Annotated in this window: 13 protein-coding genes and 1 pseudogene; 2 read left to right on the plus strand and 12 right to left on the minus strand. The window is 41.1% G+C overall.

The window, feature by feature from the left end; translation table 11 throughout:
• Positions 1-59: 59 nt before the first annotated feature.
• Positions 60-1,499 carry a 6-phospho-beta-glucosidase BglA gene (gene bglA, locus NSS65_RS19045; protein ID WP_139142196.1) on the minus strand — a complete coding sequence of 480 codons (1,440 nt, stop codon included), beginning with the start codon at positions 1,497-1,499 and terminating at the stop codon, positions 60-62.
• Positions 1,500-1,508: 9 nt separating this feature from the next.
• Entirely contained in the window at positions 1,509-3,407 is a 1,899-nt protein-coding gene (locus NSS65_RS19050) for a beta-glucoside-specific PTS transporter subunit IIABC (protein WP_326135180.1), read from the minus strand.
• A 155-nt stretch (positions 3,408-3,562) separates the two neighbouring features.
• On the opposite strand from NSS65_RS19050, the gene NSS65_RS19055 reads away from it, so the two are divergent.
• Positions 3,563-4,273 (plus strand): GntR family transcriptional regulator, encoded by a 711-nt coding sequence (locus NSS65_RS19055; protein WP_326135179.1) that lies wholly within the window; start codon positions 3,563-3,565, stop codon positions 4,271-4,273.
• A 42-nt stretch (positions 4,274-4,315) separates the two neighbouring features.
• Here NSS65_RS19055 and NSS65_RS19060 read toward each other — a convergent pair whose 3' ends face one another.
• Positions 4,316-4,909, minus strand: a complete 594-nt coding sequence (locus tag NSS65_RS19060; protein ID WP_342467381.1) for an Imm64 family immunity protein — start codon at positions 4,907-4,909, stop codon at positions 4,316-4,318.
• 176 nt (positions 4,910-5,085) lie between these two features.
• Here NSS65_RS19060 and NSS65_RS19065 point away from each other — a divergent pair, with 176 nt between their 5' ends.
• Positions 5,086-5,982, plus strand: a complete 897-nt coding sequence (locus tag NSS65_RS19065; protein WP_326135178.1) for a PhzF family phenazine biosynthesis protein — start codon at positions 5,086-5,088, stop codon at positions 5,980-5,982.
• A gap of 39 nt (positions 5,983-6,021) precedes the next feature.
• On the opposite strand, the gene NSS65_RS19070 is transcribed toward NSS65_RS19065, so the two are convergent.
• The 9 genes and pseudogenes from NSS65_RS19070 to NSS65_RS19110 all read right to left on the minus strand — a co-directional run.
• Positions 6,022-6,897: a LysR family transcriptional regulator gene (locus tag NSS65_RS19070; protein WP_227001689.1), complete on the minus strand. Its 876-nt coding sequence runs from the start codon at positions 6,895-6,897 to the stop codon at positions 6,022-6,024.
• A gap of 8 nt (positions 6,898-6,905) precedes the next feature.
• Positions 6,906-7,412, minus strand: coding sequence for an LURP-one-related family protein (locus tag NSS65_RS19075; RefSeq protein WP_342467320.1), 507 nt, complete (start codon positions 7,410-7,412; stop codon positions 6,906-6,908).
• Between the two features lie 103 nt (positions 7,413-7,515).
• Positions 7,516-8,253 carry an ABC transporter permease gene (locus NSS65_RS19080; protein ID WP_101677493.1) on the minus strand — a complete coding sequence of 246 codons (738 nt, stop codon included), beginning with the start codon at positions 8,251-8,253 and terminating at the stop codon, positions 7,516-7,518.
• A complete protein-coding gene (locus NSS65_RS19085; protein WP_326135176.1) occupies positions 8,250-8,984 on the minus strand; it encodes an ABC transporter A family member in 735 nt (244 codons plus the stop codon). The genes NSS65_RS19080 and NSS65_RS19085 overlap by 4 nt, the downstream gene beginning before the upstream one ends.
• Positions 8,981-9,418: a helix-turn-helix domain-containing protein gene (locus NSS65_RS19090; RefSeq protein WP_070326240.1), complete on the minus strand. Its 438-nt coding sequence runs from the start codon at positions 9,416-9,418 to the stop codon at positions 8,981-8,983. Before NSS65_RS19090 ends, NSS65_RS19085 begins: the two co-directional genes overlap by 4 nt.
• A 287-nt stretch (positions 9,419-9,705) precedes the next feature.
• A complete protein-coding gene (locus NSS65_RS19095) occupies positions 9,706-10,554 on the minus strand; it encodes an MBL fold metallo-hydrolase (RefSeq protein ID WP_326135175.1) in 849 nt (282 codons plus the stop codon).
• A gap of 66 nt (positions 10,555-10,620) precedes the next feature.
• On the minus strand, positions 10,621-11,787 hold the full coding sequence (locus tag NSS65_RS19100; protein WP_326135174.1) for an MFS transporter: 1,167 nt from the start codon (positions 11,785-11,787) through the stop codon (positions 10,621-10,623).
• Positions 11,788-11,924: 137 nt separating this feature from the next.
• Entirely contained in the window at positions 11,925-12,227 is a 303-nt protein-coding gene (locus NSS65_RS19105; RefSeq protein ID WP_025093701.1) for a metalloregulator ArsR/SmtB family transcription factor, read from the minus strand.
• Between the two features lie 219 nt (positions 12,228-12,446).
• Positions 12,447-12,684, minus strand: a pseudogene (locus NSS65_RS19110) (pre-toxin TG domain-containing protein); the annotation flags it as partial.
• Between the last annotated feature and the right edge of the window lie 2 nt (positions 12,685-12,686).

Consider the following 12,686-nt stretch of genomic DNA (forward strand, 5'->3'; position numbering starts at 1 on the left):
GAAAGAGAAAAACCCGAACAAGCATATACCACGCTCATCCGGGATTCTATTTTCCTTTATTACACTTCTTCACCGTTCGTTGCGATGACGTTTTGATACCAAGTAAACGAATCTTTTTTAAGGCGCTTCATCGAGCCGTTTCCTTCGTTGTCACGGTCAACGTAGATCATGCCGTAGCGTTTTTTCATTTCACCTGTTGTGAATGACACGATATCAATGATGCCCCAAGGTGTGTAGCCAATAAGGTCGACACCGTCGTATTCAATGGCTTTTTTCAGTGCTTCGATATGAGAAGCGAGATATTGAATTCTTTCTGGATCGTGAATAGAACCGTCTTCTTCCACTTGATCTATTGCACCAAATCCATTCTCTACGATGAACAGCGGGATTTGATAGCGATCGTAAAAACGATTCAATGTATACCTTAAGCCTGTCGGGTCAATGGACCAGCCCCAGTCACTTGATTTGATATAAGGGTTATCTACACCATGCGGCAGGGCTCCGTTGACAATGTCTCCGTTGTGATCAGACACAGTATCACTTTTAACCGTTGTCGACATGTAGTAGCTAAAGCCTAGATAATCCACTTTCCCTTTTCTTAAGCTTTCTTCATCGCCTTCTTCAAATGGAATATGATACCCTTCGCGTTCGAATTCTTTTAATGCATAGCTCGGATAGTAGCCGCGAACCTGTACATCTGGGAAGAAATAGCGCTGTCTCATATACTCCTCTGCAAGCATGACATCCTCTGGATTTGAGGAATACGGATAGATTGGCACGTGAGACACCATCGCTCCAATTTGGAAAGCAGGATTGATCTCTTTTCCTTTGGCTACTGCCCATGCACTTGCAAGTAATTCATGGTGTCCTGCTTGATACATGACTTCTTTGGCATTTTCGCCTTCTTTGACTGATACGCCTGAATTTGTCCAAAGGAATAGTGGGTTGTTGACATCCATTTTGTTATTGATTTCATTAAATGTCATCCAGTATGTGACCTTGTCTTTGTATCGATTGAAGCATACTTCTGCGAATTTCGCGAAATACTCAGCGACTTTTCGGCTGCGGAACCCGCCGTACTCTCTTGCCAAATGAAGCGGCATCTCAAAGTGAGATAGCGTAATCACAGGCTCGATGCCATGCTTGAGCAGTTCATCAAATACATCATCATAGAATTGTAAGCCTGCTTCATTCGGTTCCGCTTCATCTCCCTTAGGGAAAATCCGGCTCCAGCCAATTGATGTACGTAAACATTTTAGACCCATTTCGGCAAACATTGCGATATCTTCCTTATAACGATGATAGAAATCAATCGCTTCATGGTTCGGATAAAATTTATCTTCTTCTATCGTTTCAGTTATTTGTCTCGGTATTCCATGAGCACCTGCTGTCATCACATCTACAACACTTGGGCCTTTTCCTGCTTCATTCCATCCACCTTCAAATTGATGTGCAGCTAATGCTCCGCCCCATAGAAAATCTTTTGGTAATGTCATTATTCATTCCTCCTATTTCACAATTGTGATCATGACGTCTGTTGACTGGCATGTCGATTGTTCTTCTACAATCACATCTTCGTACGCTTGTGTATTGGTGATGATGACTGGTGTGATTGTTTTTAATCCCTTGCTTTCAATGGCTTCTTGATCAAATGTCATCAACAAGTCACCCTTCTTCACCTTGCTGCCTTCTTTGATATGAAGAGTAAATTCTGAGCCATCTAGGGAAACCGTATCAATTCCTACATGAACAAGTAACTCCACCCCGAATTCTGAACGCAGTCCAATCGCATGCTTTGTCGGCGCAAGCATGACGACACTGCCATCAAACGGTGCATACAGCTTATTGTCTGTCGGTTCAATCGCAAATCCTTTGCCCATTGCCCCAGAGCTAAATACGGCATCCGGCACTTCAGATAACGGGAGTACTTTCCCTGCAAGCGGTGCAGGAATGGTTTCTTCATTGTTCATCGAAGCATTCATTTTTTCTCCAACTTGATCTTTATCAGATGTTGCCCCAGCTGTCTGTTCCACTGTATCTTCCCCATAACCAAACATTTGAATGAGCACAACTGGTAAGATCAGCGCAATGACCACACCAATCAAAATGCCGATGATTGACGTTGGATAATCTGAACTAATTCCGTTTACAATCGTCAGTGGACCAGGCAAACCTGCATACGCAAAGTAATAAGGCGTAAAGAAGCTGGCAACAATGGCACCGACCGCTCCAGATATACATCCGAAAATAAATGGTTTCTTGAAACGCAGGGTGACCCCATAAATCGCAGGCTCGGTAATTCCAAAGAGACCCGTGATTCCCGCTGAAACCCCGACTTTTCGTGTTTCGCGATTTCTTGCTTTTAAAATAACCCCTAACACTGCGCCGACCTGAGCGATAACAGCGATGGTTTGATATGCCTGGAAGGAGTCACGTCCATATTGTTCAAAGTTGGCGAGCACCATTGGGGTGATGCCCCAGTGAACACCGAAAATGACAAGCACTTGCCAGAAACCTCCGATAATGGCGCCTGCTAAAGCTGGTACATTTTCTGCCAAGACATTGTATCCGTTTGCAATCCCATTTGCGCCTGCTGTCGAAAGAGGACCAATTAATAGAATAGTTAACGGAACCATGACGACCATACAGATAAATGGGACAAATAACGGTTTGACCACCTCGTGAATGCGTTTGTTTAAAAATCTCTCTACATATGAAAGGATCCATACCAAGAATAGCGGCGGCAAAACAGATGACGTATAAACAGTTTCAGATAACGCTATGCCTAAAAAGGTAACGCCTTCCCCTGATGCCACGCGTCCAGCAATCTCCGTCCAAGCCGGACTGACAAGCGCTGCTGTACACGCTACTGCGATATACATATTCGTTTTAAAATGCTTGGCAGCTGTAATGGCAATAAAGATAGGCAAGAACGTAAACGGCGCCCAAGAAATAAAGCTAAAGACTTCATACGTTCCCGTTTTCGAGAAGCTTGGAAATAATAAATTAATGAGGATAAGTGCACCTTGTAAAATACCAGCTGCCGCCAAAATATACACAAATGGAGCAAACACAGCAGACATGGTCGCGATGACACGATTCAGCACCGTTCCCTTGTTTTCATTTACCTGGTCATCTTCAGACGGCTGCAGCTGAACAAGGCTGGAAAAATGTTCGTATACCTCACCAACATGCTGACCGATGACGACCTGAAATTGACCGCCGTTTTCCACCACGGTAATGACGCCAGGCATCGCATTGACTGCTTCCTTTGCTTTTGGATTCGAACGTTTCAAGACCAAACGCAGCCGCGTGGCGCATCTTGCGGCACTCACCACATTTTCTTCTCCGCCAACTGCCTCTAAGATGTCTTCTGCAAGCTTTTGATAATCCCTCACTTTTGACATATAAACCCCCCCTTTATCACTACTAGTATATGTACATTATAATTATACCGGTACAATATATCAATACATATATAATTTCAATTGGCATATCAAAGGAAATTTGGTATGTGCTATAATACAAGAACAATAAATCGTGAAAACAAAGAGGAATGGCCATGTTAAAGTATCAACAAATTGCGAGCGATATTGAAAAATATATTGTCACCCATGAGCTGCAGCAAGGGAATAAGCTCCCTGTACTCGAAACACTCATGAGCCAATTTGCTGTGAGCAAAAGTACCATTATCAAATCATTAGACTTACTCGAAAGAAAAGGAATTATCTATCAAGTGAGGGGCAGCGGCATCTTTGTTCGAAGACACCGCCGTAAGGGCTACATCAGCCTTTTATCCAACCAAGGGTTTAAAAAAGATTTAGAGGAATTTCAACTGACATCAGAAGTTTTAATGCTAGACACCATCAAGCCGTCCGAAGAAGCTGCACTTAATTTGAACATTGAACAAGATGAAGATGTCTTTTATCTAAAACGCATTCGTTACATCAATGGGCAAACGTTATGTTTAGAAGAATCCTATTACCGAAAAACGATCATTCCTTATCTCAACACAGAAATTGCTGCCGACTCTGTTTTTAAATTCATCAGTGAAGGGCTTGGACTCAAAGTCGGCTTCTCCGATATGTACTTACAAGTAGGCAAATTGAATGAAACCGAAGCAAAGCACCTCGGCCTCAAACAAGACGATCCCGCTCTCCGCGTCGAGACAGTCTTTCATCTCACAAACGGCCAGCCCTTCGACTTCTCGAAAATCACGTATAACTACATGCAATCCCAATTTTTTATTCAAGCGAATAATTATTATGGGTGATGGATGAGAAAAGCCCCCTGGTGTCAGGAGGCTTTCTTACTATTATCTTTTAACCTTTAAACATTCCACCCTTCTTTCTTGAGAAGATAGGCCATCAATCCCAACATCATCATAATAAATGTCTATGTGATTTCCTTTGCCAATTAGAGCAACTGGAAAAGCATGCTGGTCTTGCAGACACTTTTCAAACTCATCTGGATGAATTTCGACTTCAATTTCATGTCCAATGAACGCATATTCAAACGTCATCGTATGATAAAGATCCACAAGACAGCGTATGATCTTCTGCTGAAGATGAATGACATCATGAGAAACAACCTCTGTCCAATTTAAACTGAGAACGAATCCTACGAAACCCGTTTCTTTTTGTATGTTGATTGTCATTCCTTTTCGATCTGAACTTCTGCCTGACAATTCAAACTCTGTATAATAACCAGAAAAATCATCGTCTTTGATGATGTTCTCTTTAACACTGTGTTCAATCCATGTTTCACCGTCAGGGTCCTGACTAAATTTTACTTTCGTGATAGACATGTCTTTTTGAACTAGATAATCAATCAATTGGCGAAAAGTATTTGGTATATGAATGTCTTCATAAAAAACGAGTCCCCTATTGATATACCCACCTGTAGTTATGTCACATCCCTCGCTTCATTTTTTCTTTCATTATACTTTACTTAAACTATTATTCTGCGAAAACTCCCTCTTTTACATGAACACTTCCGATTTAAACCATCAAAAAGATTCATTTTACGAATGCATCAAACAAACTTATGATTAACGTAACAAGAGTGTATAGGAGGGTTCGTCAGATGACAGACATTAGAGTGTATCATGTCGATGCGTTTACAACTGAGAAATTTGGAGGAAATGCCGCTGGGGTGGTGTTGGATGGTGAGTTTTTAACAGAAGATGACATGCAGAGCATCGCCAAGGAGTTGAATTTACCGGAATCCGTCTTCTTGCTTCCTGCCCATGATAAGAAAGCCGATTATCGCGTCAAATACTTCACACCGACGGAAGAGGTCAATTTTTGCGGGCATGCGACTGTTGGATTGACTTGGCTTCTAGCAACGGAGCTAGGGCTGGCTAAAGAGAGATCAGGGATCGTGTTAGAAACAAAGATCGGCCATGTGCCTGTTGAATGGCACGAAGAAAATGGAAAGGTCGTTGATGTGGAAATGACGCAGGTGCCACCGCGGACGCGAGATTTTGTCATCGATTTAGAAGAGCTTAGTGACATGCTTGGTGTGAGCAGTGACCGCCTTGATTCTTCCTATCCTATCAAATTAGCAAACACCGGAAACTGGCATCTTCTTGTTCCAATGAAGCACCAACAGGACATTGATCAAGCGGCACCGAACTTAGCGGCTTTAGCTAAAATGAATAAAGAGCATGGCATCTCGACAACCCACCTTTATACGTTCCACACTTCAAAAGAATGCGATCTTTATACGAGGGATTTTGCACCTGGGATTGGTATACCGGAAGATCCTGTGACGGGGGCAGCAAACGGGGCGTTGGCTGGATATCTTTATTTGGAGGGTATCATTTCTCAGCAAGAAATCACTCGCCTGAACATTGCCCAAGGGGATGCCATCGGCAGACCTGGCATGCTTCGTATCACAGTCATTCCGAATGAATCAAAGCCGGTGATTAAAGTGGCAGGCGCAGCTGTCATCACGATCCGCGGCGTGTTAACTTTATAAAACATCAGCTTGAATGGGGACTTCCTGTTCAAGCTGATTCTATTTAAAATGATTTTTGACCGTTTCGATCCATCTTTTGGCCGATGGGGAAGCTGCTTTGAATGATTTGAGCGCCAGGTTGACCTCACGAAAGACACTCGTCTCCAGTGGAATGACTTTCGTATGAGGTATGTGCGGCGGCAAAACCAATTTTGGAATGATCGTGACCCCAAGTCCTTCTTGAACCATAGAAATAAGCGTATTGTTGTCTTCAATTTCAAACAAAACATGAGGCTTCACGCCGCCTCTTTCTTTTAACAGCTTCTTGACGAGTATGTCACAGCCCGCTTTCGGCATGATAAAGGCTTCATCATGTAACGAGTCCACTTCAATCACTTTCTTCGTATGAAAGCGATGATTCTCTTGTATGAGCACCACCAATTCATCCTGAAAAAGTGGAACGGTCTCAAATTCCCTCGATGACTGCGTTAAAAAACCAACATCAACCGTGCCAGAAGTGATCCATTCCTCAATCTCCTCATAACCGCCTTCATATAACTCCAGCTTGATATGCGGATAGATTTGCGTAAAACGATGAATAAGGCGTGGAAGGACATTTGAAGAAAAACTAGGGAATGTCCCTATCTTGATACTCCCCACTTCCATCCCTTGAATGAGCGCCGCCTCCTGCTCAAGCAATGCCGCATGATGCATGATTTGCCGGATATGCGGCATCACCCGCTCACCTGCGTCCGTTAACGAAAGCCCGTTTCGATTCCGCCGAAGCAGCACAATCCCGAGTTCCGACTCAAGCTTCGCAATATTATGACTCACCCCAGATTGCGTCAGCCCTAGCTTCTCCCCTGCTTTTGTAAAACTGCCGCATTCGACGACTGTTAGAAATACTTTGTATTGGAATGTGATCAGTGTGCTCACCTCACTTATTAATTCGTCGTTGCCGACGACGAAGACCTAGACGCTGCTTCATCAGCCTTCACACAATCAATCGCAACAACCAATGCAATCATCACAGGCTCCATCTCTTCTTTCAAAATATCAACCTTATAGCTGTCACCCCAAGTAAACCATTCCTTCTTCACCTGGCCGATCACATCACCATTCTGGAGCACCTGGAAATTCATATCCCACCAGTTACCTTGCACTTCTATACCCGCGGCATCAATTGAATATTTTGCTTTAAAGAACGTAAACTCTTTTTTGATCGTCAATACCTCTTGACCACCAACTTCTACTAAAAACTTCGGTAAAAAGCTAAACATTTTCTTCGTAATCACAGCGATTTCTTCTCGTTCTGTATTCAAAATGGTAAATGTCTTCGGCATCTTCATAAAGCTGCCCTCGACCACATACACATCGTTTTCCTGCTGGTCCTTGACTGTAAACCTGCCGCTTAGACTAAATACTTTTTGCTTCATGTAAAGCTGTTTCATATGTACCTCCCTCTACTCAAATGACAACTTCATTAAAGTTTATCATACAGAAAAAGGCGCAGATAACCCAGCTGTAAACTTCTTCATCAAAAACTGTACCAAACTAATCGTTTTCCCCATTCATTTTCTTTTTAAAAGCAAAAATGGCGATAGCTACAATAATACCTGTATATCCAATCACCCACCAAAAATGCAGTAAAATTGATGCATAGTCTCCAGATAAGGCAGCTCTGCTAGCGTCTACTGCGTGAGCAAATGGAAGTGCGTATGCAATATCTTTGAACCAGCCTCCAACTAAATTCAAATCAAACCATGTACCACTTAACCATGCACTCATATTCGTTAGTAGCGCTCCACAAATACCACCAACCTGCTTGTCGTTAAATATACTCCCCACTAAGAGCCCTATGCCGATAAATAGTAAAGATGTTGGTAAAAGGACAAGAATAGATAACAAAACATTGGCATTGAAAGGTAAACCTAAGAAAAAAGCTGTGATAAAACTAATGATAACTTGAACAATCGCAATAGGTAGGAGTGGCACAATATACCCTACAATGTAGTCTGAGGCAGAAAGGGGTGCAGTAAACAATCGCATCAAGAATGAGGTACTTCGATCTTTAGCTATTAACATTCCAGCGAATAGTGAGATAAAAGAAAGACCAAAAACAGCTATGCCAGGAATAAGTTGATCAATAGCAAATACATCAGATGGAATATTCGTTTGAATAGCATGAAGCAATAATAAGATAACTAACGGAAAGCCTATACCAAAAGCTACGTTTAAAGGATCTCTTAAAATCTCTTTACCATTACGTGAAGCAAAAGCGAGTGATTTCATCTTACGACCTCCTCTTTGGTAGCAATTGACACAAACGCCTCCTCAAGTGATTTGGTGTTGGTGCTTTCCTTCAATTCGGCTGCTGTTCCAACTGCCTTTAATTTTCCTTTCGCCATCGTGCCTATTCGATCCGAAAGGGCTTCTGCTTCCTCCATATAATGTGTCGTGAGAATGATGGTCATGCTCCCCTTTAATTTCTCAATAGCACTCCATAGCTCACGCCTTGAGATGACATCAAGACCAAGAGTAGGTTCATCAAGGAAAAGGATTTTGGGGTCTGTAATGAGTGCCATTGCAATACTAAGTCTTCTTTGCATCCCTCCGGATAGGGTTTTAGCCTTCATTTTAGATACTTCCGTCAGACTAAACGTACGGAGCATTTCCTCGACTTTTATATCGATCGTTGTTTTGTGGAACCCGTATATTTGAGCGATTAATTCAAGATTCTCTTTCACGGATAAATTAGGAGCTACTGCCGTTTCCTGTGGTGAAACATTAATCTGTTCTTTTACTGCGTAGGGATTAGAAACAATACTGTTACCCAAAATCGACGCATCACCGGTTGTAGGGGTGCTAAGACAGGTCAACATCTTGATCGTTGTCGTTTTACCTGCACCATTCACTCCAAGTAAAGTAAAAAGTTCGCCTTGTTCAATTGAAAGATTAAGAGAATCGACTGCAATCTGTTCTTCGAATTTCTTTGTTAGATTCTTTGTTTGAATCGCAATCATTCCTCATCCTCCTGACCTTCCTGTGCCTTATATATCTCGTCAGCAAACTGCAAGAAGTCCTCATTTCTTACAATGGCAATTCCTTGAGCTTCATCGCCCAACATCAACAAGCTGTCTCCAGGACAGATGCTGAATATCTCCCTCGCTTTTTTAGGAATGACAATTTGCCCGCGTTCGCCAACCTTTACAAGTCCAAATATGTGTTTTCCTTTTGGTTTCACCCCTGCCACTTCTGTACCATCCAAATTATTCACGAGATCATCCAAAGCAATGCCATATAATTCAGCCAAAGCCTTGCAATTGTTGATATCCGGCACAGTTTCCCCCGATTCCCATTTCGCAACAGCTTGCCTTGAAACACCAATTTTCTCAGCTACTTCTTCTTGTGTAAATCTGTGTATTTTTCGCATTTTTTTCAAATTCATATTGATCATACTTTTCACACCCTTCATCATTATTATATTAAATTTATTCCATTCATCTACCAACTAAACATGACATCAGAAGTTATCTTCAACTTACATTTGGTTAAATGCCTAAGTTTAACAAAAAAAGCCCCCTCAAACTTAGTGGAGGGGACTTGTTGTAGTATTTATAATCATTTTTTCTTCTGCTACAATACCTTTTGCTAAAGCTAATAAGGGAAGGAAGACAGATTTTGTTGCTTAAATATAGCTGGCTTAGAAAATAGGTAATGTTATCAGTGAATAACCTGAATCACTTAATAACCATTTACAAAGTAATCAATGGTATCTAATTCATCTTCTTTCAGTTCTCTATTCACGTAATGTTGATATTCCTTTGTAATTTTCTGTTTATCTCCACCACATTGATCAGTGAATTTCGCTATCATCCGAAGTTTGTCTGTTTCCTGACGAAACTCCTCTTTTGTCCATGGTCTTTGGTGTGAAGGAATATACGTTTCGGCATCAAAAGCATCTAACTCATCTAAAAGACGCAAGATTTCTTTTACCGAATAATGAACTTTTTCGGCATACATTTTCGGATAAATACAATCACCAAGAAACAGGATTTTCTCTTCTTTCACATACACGATCACGGAATCAGCCGCATGATCGCCTCCAACATGCTGCACGATGCAAGTGACCCCGCCAAGATCAATCTCTATCCGACGGTCAAACGTAACATCCGGTAAAACCACCTGAATATCTCGATGACCCTGATATTCTTCCTTAATGGCCTTCGCGCAGAACTCAATCTCCGTTCCTTCCCTCACCCGCTCATCAATCGCCTCATCTGACCACGAAAACGGAACAAGCTCCTCCATTTCCTTTCTTGTCTGTGCAGAAGCAATCGAAACCGAATCAGGCAGCGCCGGCAGACCAAAAATATGATCCCAATGCCAATGCGTAAGGACAACCATATCAGGCTTGGCGTTCTCGTGCTTTAAAGTTCTTTGGATGAAATAGTTCGCATGATCTTCTGAGTTACCGGCATCGATCATTAATGTTTTGTTATTGCCAACGACCATGCCTAGGATGGGGCGGTCGGTTTGTGATACTGGTGTGATGTACCAAAAACTCTGACCTATTTTTTTAATTGTGTGCAAAGGTGCTTCCTACTTTCTGTCATTATTTTTTAAATTGAATCACGTTTTTTCCCATCGTTCTACTGTTTAAGTATATCGAATTTCATTACTCGAAGTAGCACGCGAAGCCAATATTGTTACAATGATCGCGATTGCAACGCCTAAAGCACCTGCCCAAGTAACGGAAGATAGAGAAACCCTCTCTACAAAGATACCTCCAATAGCTGCACCTGCAGCCATCGCCAATTGCATCATTGACTGATTGAGACCTAATAGTATACCTGATGACTCTGGCTCCATTGTAGCTAAGTGATATTGTTGAGTCGGGCCAGAAGACCATGCAGCAAATGACCATAATATTAAAATGAGCAATACTCCAACATAAGAATGCGTAACTAGTGAGAGCAATATGAGCATGATGACATGTAATGTCATTCCACTAATCAGAGTAAAATTCACACCCCATCGATCGGTACTAAATCCACCAAACTTTGACCCAACTAGACTAGCAATCCCGAATATGAGAAGAACTCCACTCAGCAATTTGCTGCTTACACCTGATATATTTAAAAGGTAAGGGGATAAATAGGTATAGGCAATTGAATAACCACCAAGCCAAAAAAAGGTGATGGCTAATCCCAACACTACTTTTGGTTTTTTAAAAAGAGCGAGTTGTTGAATTAAAGGTACAGGTTTATCCCCTTGGATTTTTGGAATCGTAAGAGAAATGATCACCATGGCTAATAATCCGAGTAAGGCTATTCCTCCAAATACAGCCTTCCAACCAAAGAAATCACTAGTCATTCTGCCAAGTGGGACTCCAATGATCAATGATGCTGTAAAGCCCATTACTACTGTAGCAATAGCGGTACCTTGCTTACCCTTTGGTGCAATTTTTTCAGCAATTGTTAATGCAGTAACTACGACCATCCCCGCTCCAAGAGCCATAATAATTCTTGACACAATAAATAATGGATACCCAGGGAGGACGAATGCAAGAATATTACCTAGAATAAAAACGCTAAGTGAATATAACATTAACTTGCGCTTATTCATTCCCGATGTTAAAGCCATTAATACTGGGGTGAAGATGGCATACACAAGAGAAAAAATCGTAATTAACTGGCCAGCTGCAGCTATCGTAATCCCTAATGATTCAGAAATATTATCCAAAATACCAGAGATGATATACTCTGATGTACCAACTAAAAAACTTACAATAGCTAAAATGTAAATCTTTACAGTGTTTGACAATGTAGATCACTCCTTATATATAATACATTTACATATCTAGAATTGTTAATATGTATAGACAAAAAAACATATTACGATAAGTCGATTTGTATTTAATAAATGAAACTGAATTCTGATGTATGAATTCAGTTCATTTATTAAATATTTTTTTCTAGAATCTCAGCAATTTTTTTTATGGCATTTTCATCTCTTTTATAATACGTGTATTTACCTATACGCTCTGTCGTAATTAATCCAGCTCGTAGTAAAATTGAAAGGTATTGAGATGCTGTTGATTGCGTCATTTTCAATTTATCTGTTATTTGACTAACACATACCCCTGTAGTATTCATATCAATCCCTTCATGGGGTGTAAAATGACGATCAGGTTCCTTTAGCCATTGTAAAATTTGCAATCTTGATTCATTGGATAAGGCTTTAAAAACTTCTATTGGCTCCATACAAACCATTATATCGATAAATAACGATATGTCAACATGTGTTTTTTGAGATCCTTAAAACTTTCTATTTTCCTTCTTCCTCTGGTACAGTTCACCGTGGTGCCTTTAAAATGAGTTTATTAAAAAAACTTGGTGGATACCAACCTCTACCAAGGTTCTTAAAATATTATTTTATGTTGGAAGATCTCTAGAACTACATTTAAATTAGAAATTGTTTATCACTCGCTGGCCTGCGGTGAGTTCCTCGCCCGTGATTAGATCAACGCCTGTTGCGGCACGTTTTGTATCGTTCACACCTGTCAGTTCATTCACAATATTTCCACCATAATCGAGCGTTTTTCATACCAAGGACGGTTGGCGAGGGCTTCTTGTTGTTCTTTTTTTAAGTTGAGATATTCAGAAGTTTGCTTTTCAATATCGCTTTTGTCTTGTAGATTTCGCTATTTTGATACGCTTTTA

This window comes from Bacillus sp. FSL K6-1006 (genome assembly GCF_038593175.1).
Classification (GTDB): Bacteria; Bacillota; Bacilli; order Bacillales; family Bacillaceae; genus Bacillus; species Bacillus safensis.